The 22,809-nt window shown below is 44.1% G+C and carries 25 protein-coding genes and 2 tRNA genes; 9 read left to right on the forward strand and 18 right to left on the reverse strand.

All coding sequences use genetic code 11. From position 1 onward, the window contains the following. Positions 1-262: 262 nt before the first annotated feature. The 8 genes from BIY37_RS08805 to BIY37_RS14375 all read right to left on the reverse strand — a co-directional run bounded on the left by BIY37_RS08805 (position 263) and on the right by BIY37_RS14375 (position 4,922). Positions 263-337, reverse strand: a tRNA-Glu gene (locus BIY37_RS08805). Positions 338-474: 137 nt separating this feature from the next. After that, positions 475-547: transfer RNA gene (locus BIY37_RS08810), tRNA-Lys, on the reverse strand. Positions 548-621: 74 nt separating this feature from the next. Continuing rightward, positions 622-1,182, reverse strand: coding sequence for a ribosome recycling factor (gene frr / locus BIY37_RS08815; RefSeq protein WP_070067475.1), 561 nt, complete (start codon positions 1,180-1,182; stop codon positions 622-624). A 6-nt stretch (positions 1,183-1,188) separates the two neighbouring features. Continuing rightward, positions 1,189-1,908, reverse strand: coding sequence for a UMP kinase (gene pyrH, locus BIY37_RS08820; protein ID WP_070067476.1), 720 nt, complete (start codon positions 1,906-1,908; stop codon positions 1,189-1,191). Between the two features lie 31 nt (positions 1,909-1,939). After that, positions 1,940-2,527, reverse strand: a complete 588-nt coding sequence (locus BIY37_RS08825; protein WP_070067477.1) for a translation elongation factor Ts — start codon at positions 2,525-2,527, stop codon at positions 1,940-1,942. Between the two features lie 204 nt (positions 2,528-2,731). Then, positions 2,732-3,427 (reverse strand): 30S ribosomal protein S2, encoded by a 696-nt coding sequence (gene rpsB / locus BIY37_RS08830; protein ID WP_070067505.1) that lies wholly within the window; start codon positions 3,425-3,427, stop codon positions 2,732-2,734. A 149-nt stretch (positions 3,428-3,576) separates the two neighbouring features. Beyond that, positions 3,577-4,473 (reverse strand): DUF4438 domain-containing protein, encoded by an 897-nt coding sequence (locus BIY37_RS08835; RefSeq protein WP_070067478.1) that lies wholly within the window; start codon positions 4,471-4,473, stop codon positions 3,577-3,579. Between the two features lie 176 nt (positions 4,474-4,649). Beyond that, positions 4,650-4,922, reverse strand: coding sequence for a transposase (locus tag BIY37_RS14375; protein WP_070067479.1), 273 nt, complete (start codon positions 4,920-4,922; stop codon positions 4,650-4,652). On the opposite strand from BIY37_RS14375, the gene BIY37_RS08845 reads away from it, so the two are divergent. From BIY37_RS08845 to BIY37_RS08855, 3 genes are all read left to right on the forward strand, one after another. Next, positions 4,921-5,400 (forward strand): hypothetical protein, encoded by a 480-nt coding sequence (locus tag BIY37_RS08845; RefSeq protein ID WP_070067480.1) that lies wholly within the window; start codon positions 4,921-4,923, stop codon positions 5,398-5,400. The two genes, BIY37_RS14375 and BIY37_RS08845, sit on opposite strands and share 2 nt — an antisense overlap. 648 nt (positions 5,401-6,048) lie before the next feature. Next, complete coding sequence (locus tag BIY37_RS08850; RefSeq protein ID WP_070067481.1) at positions 6,049-7,044, forward strand: tetratricopeptide repeat protein; 996 nt, start codon at positions 6,049-6,051, stop codon at positions 7,042-7,044. Between the two features lie 20 nt (positions 7,045-7,064). Further along, complete coding sequence (locus tag BIY37_RS08855) at positions 7,065-7,358, forward strand: hypothetical protein (RefSeq protein WP_070067482.1); 294 nt, start codon at positions 7,065-7,067, stop codon at positions 7,356-7,358. A gap of 338 nt (positions 7,359-7,696) precedes the next feature. On the opposite strand, the gene BIY37_RS08860 is transcribed toward BIY37_RS08855, so the two are convergent. The 8 genes from BIY37_RS08860 to BIY37_RS08890 all read right to left on the reverse strand — a co-directional run bounded on the left by BIY37_RS08860 (position 7,697) and on the right by BIY37_RS08890 (position 12,388). Then, entirely contained in the window at positions 7,697-8,203 is a 507-nt protein-coding gene (locus BIY37_RS08860; protein WP_070067483.1) for a GNAT family N-acetyltransferase, read from the reverse strand. A 303-nt stretch (positions 8,204-8,506) separates the two neighbouring features. Beyond that, positions 8,507-8,986, reverse strand: coding sequence for a hypothetical protein (locus BIY37_RS08865; protein ID WP_143299230.1), 480 nt, complete (start codon positions 8,984-8,986; stop codon positions 8,507-8,509). A gap of 31 nt (positions 8,987-9,017) precedes the next feature. Beyond that, the gene (locus BIY37_RS14060; RefSeq protein ID WP_261340845.1) at positions 9,018-9,152 is read right to left on the reverse strand and encodes a hypothetical protein; all 135 of its coding nucleotides are present in this window, start codon (positions 9,150-9,152) and stop codon (positions 9,018-9,020) included. A gap of 3 nt (positions 9,153-9,155) precedes the next feature. Further along, positions 9,156-10,157: a ketol-acid reductoisomerase gene (gene ilvC, locus BIY37_RS08870; protein ID WP_070067485.1), complete on the reverse strand. Its 1,002-nt coding sequence runs from the start codon at positions 10,155-10,157 to the stop codon at positions 9,156-9,158. Between the two features lie 30 nt (positions 10,158-10,187). Then, positions 10,188-10,667: an acetolactate synthase small subunit gene (gene ilvN, locus BIY37_RS08875; protein WP_070067486.1), complete on the reverse strand. Its 480-nt coding sequence runs from the start codon at positions 10,665-10,667 to the stop codon at positions 10,188-10,190. A gap of 3 nt (positions 10,668-10,670) precedes the next feature. Continuing rightward, complete coding sequence (locus BIY37_RS08880) at positions 10,671-11,309, reverse strand: electron transport complex protein RnfA (protein WP_070067487.1); 639 nt, start codon at positions 11,307-11,309, stop codon at positions 10,671-10,673. Beyond that, positions 11,302-11,946, reverse strand: coding sequence for an electron transport complex subunit RsxE (gene rsxE, locus BIY37_RS08885; RefSeq protein WP_070067488.1), 645 nt, complete (start codon positions 11,944-11,946; stop codon positions 11,302-11,304). The genes BIY37_RS08880 and rsxE overlap by 8 nt, the downstream gene beginning before the upstream one ends. Before the next feature lie 187 nt (positions 11,947-12,133). Beyond that, positions 12,134-12,388, reverse strand: a complete 255-nt coding sequence (locus BIY37_RS08890) for a glutaredoxin family protein (RefSeq protein WP_070067489.1) — start codon at positions 12,386-12,388, stop codon at positions 12,134-12,136. Positions 12,389-12,574: 186 nt separating this feature from the next. Here BIY37_RS08890 and purH point away from each other — a divergent pair, with 186 nt between their 5' ends. The 6 genes from purH to BIY37_RS08920 all read left to right on the forward strand — a co-directional run bounded on the left by purH (position 12,575) and on the right by BIY37_RS08920 (position 20,820). Beyond that, the gene (gene purH / locus BIY37_RS08895) at positions 12,575-14,152 is read left to right on the forward strand and encodes a bifunctional phosphoribosylaminoimidazolecarboxamide formyltransferase/IMP cyclohydrolase (RefSeq protein WP_070067490.1); all 1,578 of its coding nucleotides are present in this window, start codon (positions 12,575-12,577) and stop codon (positions 14,150-14,152) included. 41 nt (positions 14,153-14,193) lie between these two features. After that, the gene (mntA, locus tag BIY37_RS08900) at positions 14,194-14,616 is read left to right on the forward strand and encodes a type VII toxin-antitoxin system MntA family adenylyltransferase antitoxin (protein WP_080324973.1); all 423 of its coding nucleotides are present in this window, start codon (positions 14,194-14,196) and stop codon (positions 14,614-14,616) included. Further along, on the forward strand, positions 14,613-15,002 hold the full coding sequence (gene hepT / locus BIY37_RS08905) for a type VII toxin-antitoxin system HepT family RNase toxin (RefSeq protein WP_070067492.1): 390 nt from the start codon (positions 14,613-14,615) through the stop codon (positions 15,000-15,002). Before mntA ends, hepT begins: the two co-directional genes overlap by 4 nt. A 126-nt stretch (positions 15,003-15,128) precedes the next feature. Next, the gene (locus BIY37_RS08910) at positions 15,129-15,746 is read left to right on the forward strand and encodes a phosphoribosylanthranilate isomerase (RefSeq protein ID WP_070067493.1); all 618 of its coding nucleotides are present in this window, start codon (positions 15,129-15,131) and stop codon (positions 15,744-15,746) included. A 557-nt stretch (positions 15,747-16,303) separates the two neighbouring features. Next, on the forward strand, positions 16,304-17,791 hold the full coding sequence (gene selA, locus BIY37_RS08915) for an L-seryl-tRNA(Sec) selenium transferase (protein WP_070067494.1): 1,488 nt from the start codon (positions 16,304-16,306) through the stop codon (positions 17,789-17,791). A gap of 341 nt (positions 17,792-18,132) precedes the next feature. Next, entirely contained in the window at positions 18,133-20,820 is a 2,688-nt protein-coding gene (locus BIY37_RS08920) for a DUF7948 domain-containing protein (RefSeq protein ID WP_070067495.1), read from the forward strand. A gap of 181 nt (positions 20,821-21,001) precedes the next feature. On the opposite strand, the gene BIY37_RS08925 is transcribed toward BIY37_RS08920, so the two are convergent. Together BIY37_RS08925 and ccsA are read right to left on the reverse strand one after the other, a co-directional pair. Continuing rightward, positions 21,002-21,961, reverse strand: coding sequence for a hypothetical protein (locus BIY37_RS08925; RefSeq protein ID WP_070067496.1), 960 nt, complete (start codon positions 21,959-21,961; stop codon positions 21,002-21,004). A 66-nt stretch (positions 21,962-22,027) separates the two neighbouring features. Then, positions 22,028-22,807, reverse strand: a complete 780-nt coding sequence (gene ccsA, locus BIY37_RS08930; protein WP_070067497.1) for a cytochrome c biogenesis protein CcsA — start codon at positions 22,805-22,807, stop codon at positions 22,028-22,030. Between the last annotated feature and the right edge of the window lie 2 nt (positions 22,808-22,809).

A 22,809-nucleotide genomic window follows, 5' to 3' on the forward strand; every position in this document is an offset into this window, starting at 1 on the left:
ATAACGATATGCTATAATAATGACATCCCTTCGGGATTACAGAATCAATATTTTGATCACTCATAGTGTTTGTGCGAGAAAGTACGCTGAATAGTTACAAATTTTCTGCGTCTATTTTCTGAAGAATAGAGGATAGAATATCGTTGATATCTTAACGATGGTTTTCAAAAAATATACTGTACAGAGAACGAAGTCAGTGAAACTATCAAAAATAAAAAAAGCCATGCGTTTTTTGTTTCACATGGCTTTCCCTGAATATATATGACCCCATGGGGATTTGAACCCCAGTTCACAGATCGAAAATCTGTTGTCCTAGACCAGGCTAGACGATGGGGCCATGTAAGTGTTTTCTACTGACGTTTTCCGGAATGACCCTAAAGAAAAACGTTTTCTACTCACTTTTCAGATCCGGTTTTTTCACTCCTTACTCTTCTTTGGAATATTCTGTGCCTTTCCGTGTAAACAGATATAAAATGAGGGCAGATGGACTCGAACCATCGACGCCCGCCTTAAAAGGGCGGTGCTCTACCAACTGAGCTATGCCCCCATTATAACCACTTTTTTAATAATTTCATGCAAAAAAAATCTTCTAATGAGTTTTGCATTCTTCAAATTTTGAATTTATACCTTAAGGATTTCTTCTATTTTTTTCTTAACCGCATCGTTCAGTTTGCTCTCATACTCATGAATAATTTTCTGGATCTCATCCTTCGTCCGTTTTGCATCGTCTTCAGTCAAAATGCCTTCTTTTTCTTCCTTGTCTACCTGTTTGTTTGCTTCGTGTCTAATATTCCTCAGAGATACCTTTGCAGTTTCCCCAAACTCTTTTGCATGGGTGGAAAGTTTCTTTCTTCGCTCTTCATTGAGTGGTGGAATCTGGATACGCAGAAATTTCCCTTCGGCCGATGGAACTAAGCCAATATCGGACTGCAATATCGCCTTTTCAATATTTGAAACAAGAGAGACATCATACGGTTTAATCAGGATGGACTGGGCATCTGGTGTTGAGATGACTGCTACCTGCTTTAATGGAGACATATCACCATAGCACTCTATCCTTATATTTTCCACCAAACCCGTACTCGCCCTGCCGGTTCTCAGTCCTTTCAATTCCTCCTGCAGGTGCATTGCAACCTTTTCCATCTTTGTCCTTGCTTCTTTGCAGATAACATCTTTTGTCATATAACGTTATTCCCCAACATACGTTCCAACCGGTTTTCCTGAAATTGCCCTTCCAATATTTTCATATTTATTTATATTAAAAACTATAATCGGTAATTTATTTTCCATACTCAAGGAAATTGCTGTGAGATCCATTACCCTCAGTCGTTTACTCAGGACGTCCAGATAGCTTAGCTTTTTATATAATTTCGCGGATGGGTTTTTCACCGGATCATCTGTATAAATACCATCAACCTGTGTGGCCTTTAACATTACCTCAGCGCCGATCTCAATTGCGCGAAGCGCCGCTGCAGTGTCGGTTGTAAAATAAGGATGCCCCGTACCTCCTGCAAAGACGATCACTTTTTTTTCTTTCAAATATTGTAAGCAATTGCGCAGCACAAAGGGTTCGGTAATATTTTTAATTTCTATAGCACTGACAACATGGGTGTTAACATTGAATCTTTCTAAGGTGTCCTGCAGGAGGAGGGCATTAACTGCTGTGGCAACCATGCCTGCCTGATCTGCCTGCACCCGCGATTTACCCGTATCACTGAATTTAGCCCCGCGGAGGATATTACCGCCTCCCACGACAATCGCCAACTCAACTCCCGATCGGGAAAGTTTCTGGATTTCTTTCGCCAGGGGAATAAATCGTTCCATTTCAAGACCACGTCCACCATCATCTCCAAAACCCTCGCCGCTCAATTTTAACAATACACGCTTATAACGGACGGTTCTTTTCATGGACGCCGAGACTGAACAATTTTTACGGTCGTTAGCACTCCCCAACCTCAAACCGGACAAAACGATTAATTTTAATATTTTCCCCTATTTTAGCGATATTTGCAACTAATAAATCCTGGATCGTCTGCGTATCATCCTTTATGAAGGACTGCTCCAGGAGGCATTTTTCTTTATAAAAATTATCCATCTTTCCGCTAATAATCTTTTCCAGAATATTAACGGGCTTTCCCTTCGCTTCTTCATTAAATATCTTCTTTTGCTCCTCGATAAGGTGACCGGGAATGTCTTCTCGTCTCACGGCAAGCGGTTTTGTGGCGGCTACCTGCATGCAAATATCTTTCAGCAACTGTAGAAAGACCTCATTCTTTGCCACAAAATCTGTTTCACAATTCAGCTCTACCATTACCCCCAGTTTCCCATTAGTGTGGATATAGGTACCAATCCTGCCCTCCGCAGTCATTCGCTGTTCTTTCTTTGCAGCCTTGGCGATCCCCTTCTTTTTGATGATTTCCAGGGCCTTTCCAAAATCCCCTTTAACCTCATCCAAGGCGTTTCTGCACTCCAAAATTCCTGCGCCTGTCTGCTCTCTCAACTTCATGATACTTGATGTATCCGCCATGAAGACCCCCATAAAATACGGAAAATTATAAGATATCTTATGTTAAAATACGGCAATTTTAGTTGTAAAAAATAATCCAAAAATAGAATCCTTTTGAAATGCTTTTTGAAGGCAGTAGTCAGACTTGTAATGTAGCGGACAAAAAACGTTTATCTTCTACAGGAATGGAAGGATTTTATCTTGAACCTTCTGTAACTTATATTATTAAACCTTTACACCAGCAGTCATGAGTTCCTTTCCGGCCAAAACAGCATTTGCCGTCCTTGTCAAAAAGAGGTCAATTGCCCGAATAGCATCATCATTTCCAGGAACACAAATATCGATCATGTCCGGATCGCAATCCGTGTCAGCAAGACATACCGTTGGAATGCCAAGTTTTTTTGCCTCTTTGACGGCATTGTGTTCGTGTTTTGGATCGACAATTACCAGCACACCGGGAAGTGAATTCATCTTACGAATACCCTCAAGGTTTGTAAGGATCTTTTTCCGTTCACGGTTAAGAGAAGAAATTATTTTCTTACTGAACTGATTAATGCCACCGGTTTTTTCCAGGTTTTCTAATTCTTCCAGACGTTCCAACCGTTTCCGAATAGTGTCGAAATTGGTCAACGTACCTCCCAACCAGCGTTCACTCACATAATGCATACCGCAACGCTGAGCCTCACGGATCGTTATATCCCGCGCCTGCCATTTAGTTCCTACAAAAAGCACATCTTTTTTTGTCTGGACAAGATTTGTCAAAAATTTACCTGCGACCACAAGGCCCTTTACCGTTTCACGTAAATTAATGATATGAATTAAATTTCTCTTGCCGAAGATAAATGGCTTCATTTTCGGATTCCACTTGCTGGTCCTGTGGCCGAAATGAAATCCTGCATCCACTAATTCCTGAATACTCACCGTAGACAAATAATCTCCTCTCCTCGTTAATGTATAAAAGAAGCTACAAATGTTCAGAAAGTTTAGAATTATATTATCTATAAGGGAAAAGTCAAGCTTATTTTTCGTAAGGTGATGTTACGAAGAACGAAATATGATAAAAGCGCACGCTAACCTTTCCGTATCGTTCCTTTTCTAAACCGACCAATTTTTAAGTACATGCCAATATTCGCTGCACTATCCGGAACAGGAACTATTTTGCCTTCGGCAGAGGTAAGTAATGTGGTTACTCCGGGACCGTGTCCGGCAGTTGCGCAGTTACTGTGAACAATCACCCCAATGCTTACCGCGCCTGTTTTATAGATCCTTCCATAGGTATGGTCGGCATCCATAATTGCCACGACATCACCAAAACGCAACGTTTGCAAATGATATTGTTCTACGGTTTGTTTGTCAAAAAGTTGTATGTCATAATCTCCCCGGTAACAGTTCTGAGACCCCAAACCTGAACCCATGATGGCCGCCGGAACGATATGCGTCACGGGAATGTGTAAGACTTGTCTCGTTTTGTCTTCCCGAATAGGGAATACCTTTAAGAGATTGGGAGACATGTTTAACGGTTTAATCTGCGGATATCCGGTAAATGACAAACCTACACCAACGCCACGAATAAGTATTTTATCTCCAATAGCTAGTTTTTCCAAAGCCTTGTCTTCAAAATCAACCAGTACGTTCTCTATACCCCCGTGTTTTCCTGTCACAATACCGGTACTGCCTTTTGCATCACCCGTTATCACCCTGGCAACATTTCCAATGCAGGACAACAAATTTAATGCACCATTCTCTTCTCTGTCCTTATTTTTTACAGATACGCAGGGCTCTACATGATCAGCCTCCCATTGGACAGCATTGTCACCGACTTTGACATTGTACGTAATTCCACCGATACCAGGGAGCACTTTGGGTTTTCCATCAGGAGTTATACTGTATGGTGATGAACCACTTTGCGGACTTGATACCTCACCGATAACCGAAATTTCCACGAGATTTTTTTCGTTGGTTTCCATATCTTTACCTTAAAAGATTGTCTGATGACAGGATTCAATAAATTTAATGTATAGAAAGTTCAATCTTCTATGATCCTCTCTAAAAAAAGAGAAACACACCCCTTGGTACTCTATCGAAAGATGAGTTAGAAAGCAAAATAAGAATACCGACAAAAAAGGAGAAAATCAAGAAGAAGCTATTCATTCAGAAAAATCAGCGGGATGGTCGCAAAGATTAAAGTTAGTATTCGAACGGTAACACACCAAAGCCAGGTAAAATAAGGCAAAGCCTGAGAGAATTGTTTGTGGAAGACATGATTTTGCATTAAAATAAATCTCTTGTTGCAATGATGAATTCGACTCAAGTCTCCCTGGTTTTGTTGTCTGGCTTTTCTGAGTTCTTCCTTCCTTACCGCATCCACGGTTTCATTGAGATACTTCTTTACATGAAAATGATCCAATACTATCATGGCATTCTTCAAATGCTCTTTCGTAGACATGCGACAAGGCCAACCAACCCAGTCCATTACTGATAGGGAGGTAACACCGGCAACAACCTCGGATGTAAAAGAGCTTCCTGGTATTCAAAAACGGTTGGAAGAAGTAGGGATGAAACCCGGCGAACAATATGCAGATGCTGGATTTGTGAACGGTCAAACCATAGGGGATTCACGCGACAGAGTCATATCGCTGGAATATCTGAGTTCGGAACGCTTCCAATCTTTTGAAAAATTTCAAGCCGAAGACAGATCGCTTGATACGGACGCTTTTGAAACTAGTCTGGAAGGAGATGGCCGAAACGAAATCGTACGTGCCAAACAGATTCCGACTGGCAAAGCACTCCGTGAAAGCACAGGAAAGATGCTGGTGGATTTTGATCCGGCGATTTGTTCCGCCTGTAGGATAAGCGATACCCGACAAAGATTGGCAAGCGTGCTGTCACCTTAATCATTGATGATGCATCGTATCGGGGAGCACCCGGCATTATCAGTACTGGGGGAATACGGATTACCGTAAGCAGTGTGTGACCCGCGCAGGTGCGGAAGCCAGGGTGGGCGAAATGGTTTGCTTTTATGGGGTCAGAAAATCAAGCATTGAACTGAAAAAAGGGCACGATTGCAGGTACTATTTGCTGCTATTGCCCGCAACGTAAAGAGATTCATCAGACACGGGCTCCCCCGTGGATACGTGACGTCATGTGCAGGCACAATGACGGTTGTCTGCTCTTTTTCCCATATAAAAATGGTGTTTCGACGCATTTGTTCCATTTTTTACGACTCTCATATATTGAGGTTATTCAACAGGGTCGTATATTATCCCTCGCCAAAGTGAACAGTGTTGGATCTCCGATTTTAATCTCCATACCCGGATGCACAATTTTATTGACCGCTACCTTGGTATCTTTACTAACAGACACTGTTTCCTCGCTTATGAGGACTTGATTTTTCACACATACCCTGGCCAACCACCACGTCTAAGAGATTTTTGATATAACGATTTTTCTTGACAATTTTTTGAGGTATACTACAATGCATTCTATTTAATAAATCACAAATTAATAAATCACATAAATTTAGGGAAATGTTGAAAAAGAATATGAAAAAACATTGCGAGGCGAATATTCGCGGTTCTTTAAAATGGATTTGCAGTGGGTTAGCCTTTTATATCTCTGTTTTTATTATAATATGTTCCGGATGTGGTAAAAAGAAAGAGGTTACGGAAATATCCGAAATACTTGAAGAGATTGTTTTGACACCGGTTGAAACTCAGCTTTCAGAAGAGGCAGTGGGCACATCTACGATTGCAGTTCAACAACCAACGCCTATTCACCCCATCCAGACAAGCCTCACTCCACAACCTAACGATTCCAGGGTAGCAAATGAGCTTTACCGCGAGGGTCTGGAATATTTCAACCAGGGCAGATTGCAGGATGCCGTTGACGCCTTTAACAAAGCCACTGACCGGGACAATACCATGGTCGATGCCTATAGAAAGAAGGCTATTACTTACCAAACACTAGGACTAACGAATGAGGCAATTGCTGCTTGTAAGAAGGTTATTGAACTGGCGCCGAATGATTCCGAGGCTTATCTGACCTTGACAACTTTTTATCTCAAAAGAGGAATGGATCATGAAGCGCTGGCAATGTTAGAAAAATATGTAGCCGCAAATCCGGAAGATGCACAGATTTATTATAATTTGGGATGTCTGTATGGAAAAATGAAGCTTTTCAACAGGGCAATTGCAGCGTATCAACAAGCATTAAAAATCAATCCTGGTTATGACGATGCTTATTACAATCTCGGCGTTGTTTATCTCGACACCGGAAAGCATGATGATGCTATAAGAGTTTTCCAGAAGGTTTTAACAAACAATCCCAAGAATTATGAAGTCCGTTATAATCTTGCGGTTGCCTACACCAAGAAAGGGGCGTATGAGGATACCATCGCAACCTGTGAAAAGTTATTAGGACTGGACCCAGGGAACGCAAATGCTCATTTTCTGATGGGTGACGCCTACAATAAATTGGGAAAGGCCGACGAAGCAAAGAAAGAATACGATCTCTATAAAAAATTGCTGTTTACACAGTGAGAACCAGATAGAATTTAACGGTGAAGAAGATATTACTCGCTACTTTCCTGTTTTTGATACCACAAATTCTTCATCTTGGTTTTGACGTTCTGGCGCAGGTGATTGTAGTACATCCTGCAACCGCAACAGAATCATCGGTACCCGCGCAACCTGCGCAAAGTCCTCTAGCGGAAATTCCGCCAACACCACGGTCTAAGCTTGAAATTATCCAATATGTCCTGTTGTCGTTTGCCATCGGGGCATCTATCTGGATAATACTACGCCTGGAAAAAATGGAAAAGGAAGGAGAGAAGGAAAACAAAGAAAAATCGTGACGTCCAACGCATACACATAGCCCTGACTTTTATCCACAGATTGGTAAATCATAAATAACAGGGTACTGGTTCAACACCGGCAAGTTGAGTTTGCACGTATCACCCTTTAAGGCTAGTATGACGTTTTATAAAATCTATACAGAAACGCATATCATTGCAAGGAATGGAGCGACAAGGCAGTCTGCAGTTTACAAAAGATTTAAGATTGCTTTGCTTCGTTCACGATAATAACAGCAAATGTTTTATCCCTTGAACTAACGTAAGGCAGCAAAATTTTTCTTACGTGCGGGTATGCCGGATCTTTTTCTGACTAAAACACCATTATGCAAGAGATATGATTAATCCCTGGCATGTTGAGTTCCTGTGGCTGGGCGCATCATGCGGATGCCGTGGTGGTGCGGACCGTAGTAATTGGTCAGATATTTCCGATCAATGAAGCCCATCTTATGATAAAGATTAATGGCCTTCTGGTTTTCCACATGGACTTCCAAAAATATTCGCTGAGCTCCGTGTGATGTAAGTGTTTTGAGGATATAATCAGTCAGTTTCTTTCCGATACGCTTTCCCTGTGCATCAGGGTGTACAGCTATAGCATAGAGCCGGCCGGAACACCGGTGTCGATCGCGTCGTAACAACCCAGCGGCCCAACCCATTATCGCTCCTTTCCGTTCGGCAACTACCACAATTGCGCGGGGATTTGCGATCAGTCTTTGTAACTGCCTGCGGTTAAACATCTCTTCAGCACGGTCGAAGCAGGAGGTTTCCAATTCGTAGATCGAAGCGGCATCTCCGGCTTCAGCAGAGCGGAGACGGATGTGAGGACAACAGGTCCTGGATGGCGTCATAAATTCAGGCTACGGATTCTGTATCGACTTAACTCAATTGTGAAAACCTCAAACCTATTACTTAAGCTAAGAATAAATACACCCACGCTTCTCATTTGGCAATTGTTCACAACAAAATCTCAAATGTGGATTGAGAAACGGTTAAAAAAGAAGAGCCATTTGCGGTATATATAACAAATAAGTATCTTTGCAAGGATGGTATCCGAAAGCAATCTCCGGTGATTGCATCGCCTCGCCTCACAGAGTTACACCGAGAAAAACGTTTGTGTTAACTATAGATTTTGTCTTTAAAAGCCAATTGAATTACGGATCGCGTTTTAGAGCGGATTCTTTTTGGCTTGCCTTCTGTATGCTTTTGAGGAGCTGAGTATCATGCTCATCGCGATATGGTTTGATATCTAAATCAAAGGGAATTCGACGCAGCTTTTCATGCCCGACATCCTTAATATGGAGTTGCATAAACCGATCGTATTCTCGCCATGATACACCCGCTGCATGAACTGCTGCCTCTTCAGCACGGAGGGCGATCTGGTGTGCGTGTTGATAGTGCAGACCAAGTTTGTCGAGTAATGCCTTTTCTACGGCTTCATGAAGGATGAGGAATCGGTCAACGCCGACTCGCCGGCCACGGATCTTGCAAAATCTGGGCAGATGACGGTCAATATAGATTGTCCCGCCATCGCTGCTATACCCTGCCAGGTAAGGAATATCATATGTGCGGTCTAACCTGGTACGACGCAGGATCGCCTGAACGGCGTGCTTGAGCATCGTTGCGGATACCAAGGTATCATTATGGCCTATGCGGCATCTACGCTTACTGTGTGCTGCTTTTGCCGAGGCTTTTCCGGAGCGCTGCATCATTCAATTCCATGTCTTTGGGATTGTCAGCAATAATACCAATTACTTTCCCCTGGTATTGTGATAATGAATTACCCCTGGCAAGAGGCATTTTTTACACCTCTTTGGCGTTAATCCATTTCATCATCTTCCGTAATTCCCTGCCAACTTTCTCAATGAGGTGTCCTTTGTCCTTTTTCTCCAGGGCATTGAAGACAGGGCGACCTGCCTGATTTTCCAGGATCCATTCCCTGGCAAACCGGCCGCTTTGTATCTCGGACAAGATCCGTTTCATCTCTTTCTTTGTTTCTTCCGTAACAATGCGTGGTCCGCGGGTGAGATCTCCATATTCGGCGGTATTGCTGATTGAATATCGCATATAGCTGAGGCCACCCTGATAAAAAAGGTCGACAATCAGCTTCAGTTCGTGCATACACTCAAAATAAGCAAGTTCCGGCTGGTATCCCGCTTCCACTAAGGTTTCGAATCCTGCCTTGACGAGTGCTGCTGCCCCGCCGCAGAGCACGGCCTGTTCTCCAAAAAGATCCGTTTCGGTTTCTTCCGCAAAGGTGGTCTCCATTACACCGGCCCTGGTTCCGCCAATACCATGGGCATAAGCCATGGCTTTCTCTCTGGCTTTTCCCGTGGCATTCTGATGGATAGCCATGAGGCACGGAACACCGCCTCCCTTTTCAAACTCACTGCGGACAAGATGACCCGGTCCCTTGGGTGCGACCATGATAACATCGATATTTGACGGAGGTACAACTTGGCCAAAATGGATGTTGAATCCGTGCGAAAAACACAGCGTTTTTCCATCTTTCAGGTGGGGTTTTATTTGTGCCTCATAAACCGCCCTCTGTGTCTCATCAGGCATGAGTATCTGAATGAAATCACCCTGTTGTGCCGCCTCGTCCACGCTGAGAGGTTTAAATCCATGTTTGATTGCCAACTGATAATTTGGCGTGCCGGCCCTCGTGGATACGACAACTTCCATGCCCGATTCTCTGAGATTCTGTGCCTGTGCATGTCCCTGGCTGCCGTATCCGATTACGGCTATCTTTTTCCCTTTCAGTATATTGATGTCTGCGTCCTTCTCATAATACATTTTTAGCATGTTATCTCTTCCTTTTTCTTTTTAAAAATTTCACTTTGTGCCACGGCCAATAGCAATACTTCCTGTCCTTACCAATTCTTTTATACCATAAGGTCTCAGCAAATTTACCATGGCTTCCAGTTTTTCTTCAGCTCCGGCAAGCTCAATAACAAGATCTTTCTGGCTTACGTCGATGATCTTACCCCGGAAAATTTCGACAATTTCAATAATTTCACCTCTTTTTCCTGCAGGAACGTTGACCTTCAGCAGCATAAGATCGCGTTCGACAAACTCTTCGTCGGTGAAGTCGATTACCTTGATTATGTCGATAATCTTTCCTAATTGTTTTCTGACCTGTTCCAGGATGGCATCATCACCCCTGACGACAATGGTCATCCGTGAGAGAGCAGGATTCTCTGTCTCTCCAACAGCAAGACTGTCGATATTGAATCCTCTGCCGCTGATAAGGCCCGTGATGCGGGCCAGGACGCCAACCTTGTTTTCTACAAGAAGAGAAATAACGTGTCGCATAATTTACTGAACCATTCCTGAAAAACCAAAAAAGGCAAGAGCCATGAGCCCTGTGCAAATAAAGGCGATGGGAATGCCGCGTAAGGGTTGGGGGATATTAACAATAGCCAGGCGCTCGCGGATACCTGACATCAGGAGCATGGCTAACGTAAAGCCGATTCCTGCCCCAAAACCTTGCACGGTAGCCTGCAGAAATCCCAGATGTCTCGGAGAATCGGTCGTGTTTAAAAGCGCGACACCCAATACGGCACAATTTGTCGTAATCAGAGGCAAATAAATACCAAGGCTTTCGTATAAGGCGGGCACCATTTTTCTGAGCATCATTTCAACCAGTTGTACTAGTGTTGCGATAACCAGGATATAGCTAATTGTTTTTAATACCTCGACCAGTCCCACTTCCCGTATCGATGGAAAGACCTTTGCAATGATATTTGCATCGCCGGGCAATAGAATGAAGTTGTAGACAATCCATGTAATTGCTGAAGAAAGGGTCATAACGAACGTTACCGCTGCTCCCATCCCCATTGCAGATGATGTCTTTTGTGAAACACCCAGGAATGGGCAAAGCCCCAAAAATTTTGCCAGGACAAAGTTATTAACGAAAACAACACTTATGATAATTAATGCGATTTCCTTAATCATGTTCCATAGATACCTTATACACCTTCATAGTTTTTTCACTTTTTCTGAGTTTCCTCCAGTTAAAGAAACCCAATAAGATCCCCAGCGCAATAAATGCCCCCGGTGCCATAATCATTACCGAAGCGGGCTGATACGATTCAGATACTTTAAGGCCAAAGATCGTTCCCGCCCCCAGCACTTCGCGTATAGCAGAAACGAGGCAGAGGGAGAGAGTCCATCCTAACCCCAGCCCTGCCCCATCAAGAACCGAAACCAGAGGTTTGTTCTTGTAAGCAAACGATTCCGCACGGTACATGATAATGCAGTTAACCACAATGAGCGGAATGAATATACCCAGGGAGGCATTCAATTCGGGCGGTAAATATGCCTTCATAAGCAATTCCACCATGGTAACGAATGCGGCGATAATCACGATAAAACACGGAATACGGATTTCACGGGGAATGAATGACCGTACGACGGAAATAATAAAATTGGAGCAGATAAGCACAAAGGTTGCTGCTCCACCCATAGCTACTCCATTTTTTACTGAGGTTGTGACTGCAAGGCTGGGACACAATCCCAGTACAAGCACAAACAAAGGATTATATTGGATGATTCCCTTAGTAAATTCTTTCAGGTTGTTTTGCTCTGACATGGTGATTCTGCTCTTTTCGCTTATTTCTGTAGATACTTCTTTTCCCGTGAGTATTTAATTTTTTAAAAATTTCCAATAAAAACAGGATATTACTTATAGCACAGAGGTGGGGGAGGATGGTTTATGCCGTACTTTTAAAAAATTTTCAAAAAGGTTAAACGTTTTAGGAATAAAAGTCAAGGTAAATTTAACGGAGATACTTATCAATCTCGTTCTTATCAAAACCATAGAGTATCTTGTCGCCAGCCACAACAATCGGTAACTTATCAAGTGATTCAATATCATCGTTGCCAACGATTTTAATAATCTCTTTTCTTGCTTGATCGTCCTTGTCAATATCAAAAGAGACATAATCCGCCTTTCGTTTGCTCAAATAAGCGAGCAACTCGTTACACTTAGGACAAAATGGAGTACAAAATACTTTCAATTTGTAAGTAGCCATTGTTTCCCCTCCTTTGATAAAATATAATAATCTGGAAAAAAGCGATTCAAAAAAAAAAAACAAGGACAGTCAATGAAAAAAACACTTTCAGATAAGGAGGATATTCTTTTGACTTGAATTTTTCGTTCTGCTAAAATCGCCGGATAATGAAAAAATAGGTTTTGTTTCCATAAGGAGAGAAAAACGATGGCAAGATTAGAAAGGGCGCTTATCAGCGTTTCTGATAAAACCGGAATTGTGGAATTTTCCAGGGAATTACAGCATTTAGGTGTTGAAATTATTTCCACCGGCGGTACGTCTAAATTACTCAGAGAGAATGACATCCGCGTAGTTGAAATATCTGATCATACCGGATTTCCGGAAATTATGGATGGCCGTGTAAAAACCCTGCATCCTAAGGTGCATGGGGGATTATTGGCTTTACGGGAAAACGAAACTCACAAAAAACAGATGAAAGAACTGGGGATTAAACCGATCGATATGGTCGTTGTTAACTTATACCCCTTTGAAAAGACGATTTCAAAGAAGGGGGTAAGTATGGAAGAGGCAATCGAAAATATTGATATCGGCGGTCCCTCGATGATTCGCTCCGCTTCAAAGAATTATAAACATGTGATCGTTGTGGTGAATCCTAAGCGCTATGAATTCATTATCGAGGAACTCAAGGCCAATCATAAGGATCTTTCCGAAAAGATGCGTTTTGAGTTGGCGATTGAGGCATTCAGAACAACAGGCCGTTACGACAGAATTATTGCCAATTATTTTGACGGACTCGATAAAGAAAAGGGGGGATATCCTACGGCGCTCTCACTGGACTATATGAAACGGCAATCCCTGCGGTATGGTGAAAATCCCCATCAAACGGCCGCATTCTATGTAGAGGAAGATGTCAACGAACCCTGCGTATCCAATGCCCAGCAGTTGTCCGGGAAGGAACTTTCGTATAACAATATTATCGACCTCAATGCTGCCCTGGAATTGGTGAAAGAATTTGAACGACCTTCAGCCATTGTAATAAAACATACCAACCCCTGCGGGGCCGCATCAGCGAATACCCCTGCTGAGGCATTTCAAAAGGCGTACAGCAGCGATCCGGTATCTGCCTTTGGCTGTATCCTGGGGTTAAACAAGACCGTGGACGTGGCAACCGCAGATGCCATTACCGAGCCGGGACATTTTGTGGAGGCGATTATCGCACCGGAGTTTGAGCCAAAAGCAGTAGAGATACTTACCACAAAACGCAAGTGGGGGAGCAGTTTGCGGCTGCTAAAGACAGGTGCGTTATCGGCAAATTCCGTGGATATGAGCGCTTATGATATGAAAAGGGTTGTGGGTGGAATGCTTTTACAAAGCAGAGACCTGTCAGTCTACGATGCTGCCAGCCTTACGGTTGTTTCAAAGAAAAAACCATCTGAGAGAGAGATGTCCGACCTGCGGTTTGCCTTTATTGTTTGTAAGCATGTAAAATCAAATAGTATTGTGCTGGCAAGGAATGAGGCTGTGGTAGGCGTGGGCGCGGGACAGATGAGCCGCATCGACTCCACGGAGATTTCCATAAAAAAAGCAGGTGACAGGGTCAAAGGCGCTGTCATGGCTTCGGACGCCTTTTTCCCCTTCAGGGACAACGTGGATGTGGCGGCAAAGGCTGGTATAGTAGCAATCATCCAACCGGGTGGTTCGAATAAGGATGACGAATCGATTGCTGCGGCCGACGAACACGGCATCGTTATGGTATTTACCGGCCAGCGGCATTTCAGGCACTAAACTTGTGGGAATGCGTTACGTACACACCCCGGTATGCGTCTATGACAAATTTGAAAGCGAGACGGTCAATTGAGGAAATCAGAGAAGGGCTTTCTCCTCTGTTTTACGATGAGGGGTTGCGGCTGGTTTTACTGTTTGGGTCAGCGGTTTCAGGAAAAATCCATAACAAAAACGACATAGACCTTGCAGTTCTCTTTGACAAACCGGTTGATATCCTGGCGCTTACGAACAGGGTCGTCCGGTTTCTTCATACCGACCAGGTTGATGTAGTCGACCTGAAGCGTACAAGTCCGCTTTTAAGATATGTATCGGTAAGGCATGGCAAGCTCCTTTATGAAAGAGAGTCTGGCATGTTCCACGAGTTTTATTCACTTGCATTCAGGCGATATGTTGACACAAAAAAACTTCGCGATGCACAGGCTCAGTCAATTCAGCAATTTTTACTATCGGGGGGTCTGATGTGAGTCCACTTGAAAAAGAGATTATCCGGAGAAAACTCCTTATCATAGCGGAAAATCTTAAGGCGCTTGAACCAATAGGGAACATGACCAGCGGGGAATATATCAGTGATGTATACAAAAGGAAAGTCACCGAGCGGCTCCTGCAGGAATTGATCGAGGCAGCAATTGATATAAATTCCCACCTGATCGTTCAAACAGGTCATACGGCACCCGATGATTATTGTGAAAGCTTTATAAAAGCAGGTGTATTGAAGATAATCCCTGCTGACCTTGCAGAAAAGCTTGCCCCATCAGCAGGACTCAGAAACAGGCGGGTACATGAATACGACTTGCTTGATCACTCGTTAGTTTTAGAAGCGGTTAAAGATAGCAGAGAAACTATATTCTAAGTATATACAAGAGATCGAGCCCTTTATCTCAGGAAGAATTTGATTGTCGTGAATGGGAATTTAATCTTTTGGGCTAGTCAAGCCACTAGGCTAGATATGTGGTGATCTATTTAATCAATTGTGTAAATGATGAGAGTGAAAATCTGTGGCATTACCAATAGCGAAGATGCACAGGATGCGGTAGCATTGGGCGCCGATGCCCTGGGATTCGTCTTTGCAAAGAGTTCTCGGCGGGTAACGAAGGAGCGGGCTAAGGATATTATTGAGCATCTGCCACCTTTTGTTTCACCGGTTGGGGTTTTTGTAGATGAAGCGGTAGAGGCAATAAAGGGGATCTGCAATTTTTGCAGCATACACACCGTTCAGCTCCATGGCAACGAAGATCCTTTGTATGTTTATGATCTGAAAGGATACACCATTGTAAAGGCCTTTCGGATCAGGGAAGAAGACGACCTGGAGCCCCTGGCAAATTACAAACCCCATGCCTTTTTGTTGGATAGTTATGTAAAGGGTGTTATGGGTGGGACGGGAGTGCCTTTCAAGTGGGAGATTGCCAGACAGGCGCATAAATATGGAACGGTTATCCTGTCGGGAGGCTTGACCCCTGAAAATGTCAGGGAGGCCATCCATATCGTACAACCGTATGCCGTGGACGTGTCTTCCGGTGTGGAATCATCGCCAGGGAAAAAAAACAAGGTGCTGATGAAACGGTTTATCATGAATGCAAAATTTCAGGACGGTTAGAATTACCCTAACACAAAGTAACTATTCAGCGAAGCTGACGGTGAGAGAGAATATTTTCTCAGAATAGTTAGGAGCTATAGGGAAAACGGGCAGACAGAAAATCCCGAAGGGATGACATGATTATAGGGTGCGGGGTTAACCATAATGGCATAATGATATGCTATAACAATAACGTCCCTTCGGGATTACATAATCAATATTTTGTTCGCTCATAGTGTTTGTGAGCGAAAGTACGCTGGATAGTTACAGCAAAATATGAATAAAACCAACCCTGTCAGGGCTGACTCACGAATTTCGGTAGCAAAATGGAATGTTTCGCTAGGCATGAAAGGCCGTCAGTATATAGCAGAGGGTGAAGCCCCCTGAAAACAATAAGAACACAGGTAAATCTTAAAGGGGTGAAAGAATATTGTTGTTATTTACCCATGAGACGAGAAAGATCAATCTCTTGTCAGTATTGATCTTTCTTTCACCCCTTCGGGGCTGGTTATTGTGATGTTTTTTTCTCCAGGGGCTACACCCCTGGCTAGATTCTTTTGTCCCTTTGGGACTTATTTATGCGCCAGGACATCATCAGATCAATTCCATCGGTCAATGAACTCCTTGAGTCGCCGGAAATATCAAAATTAACTGATAGGTATCCGAGACGGCTTATTGTTGACGCAATAAGGACGGTTTTAGAAGATATTCGGCAAGCCGTGACGCACAAAAAAGGCATGTTACAACATAGCCTTAACTGCGATACCTCCCATTCATCCCCTCCTTGCGAAGAAGGAGATCCGGGGGTGGTAAAAGGACTTGCTGAAACGCAAAAGATCGATCTCTCTCCACAAAGGCTCTCCCTCTTCGTTCAACAATGCCTGCGGCAAAAATTCTGTGGCATCGAGCATGCCATTAATGCAACGGGGATCATACTTCACACGGGACTTGGCCGGGCGCCCATTCCGGATGTGGCAGCACAGCAGATACAAAATATCTTAAAGGGTTTCTGTACCCTGGAAATTGAAAAGAATACTGGCAGAAGGGGGGGGCGGTATCACCACATTGAACAACTCATCTGTATGATTACCGGGGCCGAAGCGGCACTGGTTGTTAATAACAACGCGGCGGCTGTCTTGTTGGCCTTGGATACCATGGCCAGAGGGAAGGAGACCATCATTTCACGTTCCCAGCTTGTTGAGATCGGTGGGTCATTCCGTATGCCCGATGTTATGACCAGAAGCGGGGCCATATTAATCGAAGTGGGAACAACCAACAAGACATATCTTACCGACTATCGCAATGCCATTACCGAGTGTACCGGGCTTCTCTTGAAGGTGCATCAAAGTAATTTCAAAATTGTGGGTTTTACCGAGACCGTGGATTTAAAAGACCTTGTTTCTCTCGGAAAAGAACGCAGCATCCCTGTTATGTATGATCTGGGAAGCGGCGCATTGATTGATCCGGAAAGATTTGGATTGCCTCATGAGCCGACCGTCCAGGAAAGCATAAAGACGGGGGTTGATGTCGTTACGTTCAGCACGGACAAATTGTTAGGCGGGCCGCAAGGCGGCATTGTTGCCGGAAAAAAGAAATGGGTCGACCTGTTGAAAAGGAATCCACTGACTCGTGCCCTCCGTGTAGGGAAATTGACCATTGCAGCGCTGGAGGCAACACTGAAGCTGTATCTGGAAGAAGATCTTGTCACTGAAAAAATTCCCGTCCTCACCATGATTTTTGCTCCCCTTGAGACGATGGAAGAAAGGTGCAAGAGATTTATGAGCAGGGTGACTCCGGAAACAAAGGCTTTTATGAGCATTTCTACGGTGGAAGGTTTTTCAGAGATGGGTGGCGGATCATTGCCTGGTGAAGGGATCCCCACAAAGCTCATTTCACTCCATTCGGAAAAAATAAATGCTGATAAAATAGTCGCACAATTGCGTGGTAACACCCCTCCGATTTTTGCAAGGATTGAGCAAGAACGTGTACTTCTGGATATGCGTACGGTGTATGATGCCGAAGTGGATACGATTGCCATCGCATTGGAAAATATATGCCGTTCGTAAGAGAAAGTATTCTATATTTTTCTATAAAGTTTTGAACATTACGTTGTTAAAAATTTAAGCGGTATTTTTTTCAGATGAACCAGAATTTTGCATATTGGGAAAAAAATGTTGTCGGGCAGTTTGTCATTGTCTTTGTATCAACCAGGTTTACTCAAAGGGTCCACAATTGATGAATATTTAGATTGACAGGTAGGGTGGTGACACCGACAAACTCTGTTTGTCCGTGCCACCCTGTCAGACTGTGCCAAGTTGTTAAATAACACATTGTGAGCATTTTATAGAGGCAATCCATGAATTGCCTCTGCTGAATTCATCGTTTTACAGAAAGGAAGGAGATAAACATGCACTCTTTATTACGCGATCGATGCCTTATCAGGTATCTTGTGGTTTGTTTATCTATTATTTTATCATCATCGCTCATTCTCGTCCCATGTGTCTATTCGTCAAATACCATTTGCAATAATGGAGACATCATAAATACGTCTGTCATAAACAGACAAGATGACGACATATTTGCGCCCGATGGGTTTTCCTCGGAGGGGCAGCGGTCCGCGCGGGTATGTGCACGGGAAGGCTACAGCAAGTTTCCCCTCTGTTTTATAAAAAATGAGGGACAGATTGATGAAAGGGTGAAGTATTACGAAATGGGTGGCGGGCACCGTGTCTTTTTTGCCAAAGATGGTGTATATCTCTCATTACGGCAGAGGAATGAAGCAAACAAAAAAAACGTCAAGAAGACGACGCCTGCAGATAGCCTTCATGAATTTATACGCCTATTTCCTCTCGGAGCCGACAGAGAGTCTGAAATAGCGGCGGAAGATTTGCAAAAAGGGGTGATAAATTACTTTGTCGGCGGTTCAGAACAGTGGCGGAGCAACATACCCACCTATGGCACCGTGGTGTATAAGGGGATTTATAACGGCGTAGATATGCGGTTTTACGGCAACAACCGCCGTCTGGAGTATGACGTCATCGTACAGCCAGGGGCAAGCCCTTCACGAGTGCAGTTGTGCTATGAGGGGATAGACGACTTGCGTTTAAGAAAGGATGGTGATCTGGAAATTGTCCTCGAAGAAGGCAGTATCGTCCAGAAAAAACCCTATATCTACCAGATGATAGGTGGGGAAAAGATTGAGGTTCAGGGGGAGTTCAGGATATTGAAAGCAGGAGACGGAAGGCGGAAGCCGGTGGGACAGGGATATTATTTTGCGGCAAGACCACAACAGTTTATCTATGGCTTCAAGGTTGCCTCATACGACCAACGCCGTCCCATCGTCATAGACCCAACGCTGGAATACTCCACTTACCTGGGCGGGAGTGGTGAAGATTATGGTTACGGCATTGCCGTGGACGGCTCGGGATCTGCATATGTCACAGGATATACTGCCAGTAGCGATTTTCCAAAGGAATCGGCTTATCAGGCGACTTTGGGTGGAGGGATTGATGCCTTTGTGTCCAAGTTTGATGCATCGGGTAACCTTATGTACTCCACTTACCTGGGCGGGAGTGATGGTGACGTCGGCAGCGGCATTGCCGTGGACGACTCGGGGTTTGCATATGTCAATGGTGTTACCACTTCTAACAACTTCCCTACTACACCATCGGCTTATCAGATGGCTTTGAGTGGATGGCAGGATGCCTTTGTATCTAAATTTGATGCATTGGGCAACCTTGTGTACTCCACGTACCTGGGCGGAAATGGTGGTGAAGAGGGCAGCGGCATTGCCGTGGATAGCTCAGGGTCTGCATATGTCACGGGTTTTACCTCTTCTAATAACTTTCCTACTACGCCATCGGCTCATCAGGGAGTATTTGGTGGAGGCAATGATGCCTTTATGTCCAGGTTTGATTCGTCTGGCAACCTTGTGTACTCCACGTACCTGGGCGGGGGCGATGCTGACAAGGGCAACAGCATTGCTGTGGACAGCTCGGGGTCTGCATATGTCACAGGTACTACCTTTTCTAACAACTTTCCTACAACACCCTATGCTTATCAGACAATTTTTTTGGGTGGCTATAGTGATGCCTTTGTGGCCAGATTTAATTCATCGGGTAACCTTACGTACTCCACCTACCTGGGTGGAACTGCCGATGAAAAGGGCAGCGGCATTGCCGTGGACAGCTCGGGATCTGCATATGTCACAGGCTTTACCTTTTCTTACAATTTTCCTACTACGCCATCGGCTTATCAGAAGACTTTGAGTACATATGGTTATAGAGATATCTTTGTGGCCAGGTTTAATTCATGGGGTAACCTTGTCTACTCCACGTACCTGGGCGGGAATGATAATGATTGGGGCAGCGGCATTGCCGTGGACAGCTCGGGGTCTGCATATGTCACAGGTTTTACCTTTTCTTATAACTTTCCTACTACACCATCGGCTTATCAAAAGACTATAAGTGCAGGCGGCCTTGATGCCTTTGTGGTCAGATTTGACCCGTCGGGCGACCTCACGTATTCCACGTACCTGGGCGGGAGTGGTGGTGATTGGGGCGTCGGCGTTGCCATGGACGACCTGGAGTCTGCATACGTCACAGGGTATACCGCCAGCAACGACTTTCCCATGAAATCGGCCTATCAGGGGGTTTTTGGTAATGGGAACTATGATGCCTTTGTGACAAAATTAAGCCTTCTGCCGCCTCCTGTGCCAACACAGACACCTTCGCCAACGCCAGAAGTTTCACCAACAGGGGAAGTTACACCAACGCCACAGCCCACGCCACTTTGCGAGGTTGCGTATGTAATTGCCCTTCCAAGGCCGCTGATAATTCAGAAAGGGAATAGTGCAACAGAGAAGGTGACATTAATATGCACGAATGGAGACCTGGCTGCAGGTGTGGAAGTGACGGCAACGGTTAAGCCTGGTGGTAAGAAGTTTGCGAATGTTTCTCCGCCAGGCGCAACAACGGATGATAAAGGACAGGTAACATTCACGATTACAGCGACAGATAAAACCGGCAACGCGAAGATCGAGTTTAAGTCTGGCAGTGAGACCAGTACAGTACCCGTGAAGGTGAAGAAGAAGTGATAAAGATGTCAGGAGAAATCAAATCCGAAGCGTGAAATTCCCGGGCCAACCCTGTCTGGGTTAATCTTTGCTAAAAATATCACAATTGTCTTTGGAAGATTCTAATCTGACCGTAACCTGATCCCGTGCATATACCGGACAACGGAGAAAAGGTATTTTAATAGATAGAATTGCAATCCCGTTAATTTGTAACGGTTCTAAAAACCATTCTAAGGATTACAAGGAGCATTCCAGCAGAAAAGAAAAAAATGGTCACAAAGGTAAGTGGAATACTGGGGTTGTTTTTTACGCTGACCGAGACTCCCGGCACTGAATTTACATCCTCGAAAACAATCTTTGCTCCATAGAGCTCCTGCCCATTTTTCATTCCGATCGGCAAGAAGATCGGCTTGTCTTCTGCAGCGGAGACTAATTTTACTACTGGATAGCGATATTGGGGAGGCATATACAAGTCAGCAACGCGAACCTGTCTGCCGTTTACGTTAAAGGTTTCATTGACTTTAAGATCGCATGAACGATCGTCTACCTTAAGGACCATGCCCGACGCTAGCCAGCCATAATCCTGCATAAGAATCTCTGATATCCCATGCTGCAAAAGAACGGGATTATTATAACCAAGGGTGTCTGAAAATTCGATTCCGTCTTTTCTTATAGCAACAGAGGCTGTTATTTTTTTAGGCATACCATTTGGGTACGAACTTGTCGTCAGATTGGTAACTTTCATTTTAACACCGCCAAGATCAGTCCATTCCTCTGCTACGGTTACCGGGGGTTCCGTTGTTGAATAAAGTCCTCCGACGAGATGTGCAATCAGGGTGATAACAAATCCGATATGCACAACGGATGCACCATACAGAGTAACCTTTTTTACGCCACTCCGTGTCTTTCGTATGATGGAATCAAGTGTGCACAAAAAGGTATTAATACCATAAAGAACACAGGCAAGAAACAGGAGATAAAACCACAGGTGGATTGGGTGCTTATGAATGAAGAAAAAAGAGATGTCTTCTCCGGAAAGTCCCGCATACTGGCGGGGATTGAAGTTCATAATCAGGCTGCCAATAATAAGGAGACCCGTAACTGAAAATCCTATAAGAATACCCAGTTTTTGCGATTTAAATATTGCGTAGAGCATTTTCATTTTATCATATCCACCGGGGACAAACCAGAACAGAAGAAGTCTTACCGATCCACGAGAGATGTCCGGCTATCGAAAACTGTGAGAACTACCAATCAGAAAACTGGTACCCACGTATGTCATCATGAGTATAAAAAATCCTACAATAGCCATAGATGGCTTGTATCGTTTTGCCTCTTGCCAATAATCAAGGTGCAGACACGTTGCATAAAAAAACCAGATAATAACGGACCAAACGACTTTTGCATCCCAGAGGAAGTATGCCCCCCATGCAACATAGCCCCATAGCCCGCCAAAAATCATCGAAACAGAAAAAATAACAAGCCCATATTGAAATCCCGAGTCAATAAGCTGGTCGTACGTTTTTTTCCCATCCCGGGTAAAATAACGCGCCACGGCAGCAGCCATGGCACTCACCCACAAGGCGTAGCAAAAGAAAGAAAGAGGAACGTGTAAAATGTACCAAATGGTAAGCATTAAGGGCGGAGCATAACTTAATCCTTTAGGAAAATAGGCCGCCGCTGCGAAAAAGCCGTAACCAACAGCAAACAGGGACATACGGTAGACAGGGCTTTCTGTGCTGATATTTATGAGCAAGATAATGAATGTCGCAATGGCAAATCCGTTAAAGGATTCGAATTTATTAGTTAAGGGGAAATACTCTATTGATATGCCGCGCAGCGTAATCGTTGCAATATGAAGAACGATCATTCCTGCCAGAATAGGAAAACGTAGTTTCAACCGGGTAAATCCAATGCCCCAATACGTTGAATAAGCAACGAAACAGAGCCAATATAAATTGACTGACAAGTGGTTAAGAGAATGTGCCGTATCGATATCCATATCCATAA

Source organism: Candidatus Brocadia sapporoensis, from assembly GCF_001753675.2.
GTDB lineage: Bacteria > Planctomycetota > Brocadiia > Brocadiales > Brocadiaceae > Brocadia > Brocadia sapporoensis.

Bases quoted from the DNA above. Each gene is read 5' to 3' on its own strand.
- frr (WP_070067475.1), bottom strand. From the start codon at position 1,182: ATGACAAAAGATGTTATCTGCAAAGAAGCAAGGACAAAGATGGAAAAG.
- pyrH (WP_070067476.1), bottom strand. From the start codon at position 1,908: ATGAAAAGAACCGTCCGTTATAAGCGTGTATTGTTAAAATTGAGCGGC.
- BIY37_RS08825 (WP_070067477.1), bottom strand. From the start codon at position 2,527: ATGGCGGATACATCAAGTATCATGAAGTTGAGAGAGCAGACAGGCGCA.
- BIY37_RS08835 (WP_070067478.1), bottom strand. From the start codon at position 4,473: ATGGAAACCAACGAAAAAAATCTCGTGGAAATTTCGGTTATCGGTGAG.
- BIY37_RS08845 (WP_070067480.1), top strand. From the start codon at position 4,921: ATGGCATTCTTCAAATGCTCTTTCGTAGACATGCGACAAGGCCAACCA.
- BIY37_RS14375 (WP_070067479.1), bottom strand. From the start codon at position 4,922: ATGATAGTATTGGATCATTTTCATGTAAAGAAGTATCTCAATGAAACC.
- BIY37_RS08850 (WP_070067481.1), top strand. From the start codon at position 6,049: ATGAAAAAACATTGCGAGGCGAATATTCGCGGTTCTTTAAAATGGATT.
- BIY37_RS08860 (WP_070067483.1), bottom strand. From the start codon at position 8,203: ATGACGCCATCCAGGACCTGTTGTCCTCACATCCGTCTCCGCTCTGCT.
- BIY37_RS14060 (WP_261340845.1), bottom strand. From the start codon at position 9,152: ATGCCTCTTGCCAGGGGTAATTCATTATCACAATACCAGGGGAAAGTA.
- ilvC (WP_070067485.1), bottom strand. From the start codon at position 10,157: ATGCTAAAAATGTATTATGAGAAGGACGCAGACATCAATATACTGAAA.
- ilvN (WP_070067486.1), bottom strand. From the start codon at position 10,667: ATGCGACACGTTATTTCTCTTCTTGTAGAAAACAAGGTTGGCGTCCTG.
- BIY37_RS08880 (WP_070067487.1), bottom strand. From the start codon at position 11,309: ATGATTAAGGAAATCGCATTAATTATCATAAGTGTTGTTTTCGTTAAT.
- rsxE (WP_070067488.1), bottom strand. From the start codon at position 11,946: ATGTCAGAGCAAAACAACCTGAAAGAATTTACTAAGGGAATCATCCAA.
- BIY37_RS08890 (WP_070067489.1), bottom strand. From the start codon at position 12,388: ATGGCTACTTACAAATTGAAAGTATTTTGTACTCCATTTTGTCCTAAG.
- purH (WP_070067490.1), top strand. From the start codon at position 12,575: ATGGCAAGATTAGAAAGGGCGCTTATCAGCGTTTCTGATAAAACCGGA.
- mntA (WP_080324973.1), top strand. From the start codon at position 14,194: ATGACAAATTTGAAAGCGAGACGGTCAATTGAGGAAATCAGAGAAGGG.
- BIY37_RS08910 (WP_070067493.1), top strand. From the start codon at position 15,129: ATGATGAGAGTGAAAATCTGTGGCATTACCAATAGCGAAGATGCACAG.
- selA (WP_070067494.1), top strand. From the start codon at position 16,304: ATGCGCCAGGACATCATCAGATCAATTCCATCGGTCAATGAACTCCTT.
- BIY37_RS08920 (WP_070067495.1), top strand. From the start codon at position 18,133: ATGCACTCTTTATTACGCGATCGATGCCTTATCAGGTATCTTGTGGTT.
- BIY37_RS08925 (WP_070067496.1), bottom strand. From the start codon at position 21,961: ATGAAAATGCTCTACGCAATATTTAAATCGCAAAAACTGGGTATTCTT.
- ccsA (WP_070067497.1), bottom strand. From the start codon at position 22,807: ATGGATATGGATATCGATACGGCACATTCTCTTAACCACTTGTCAGTC.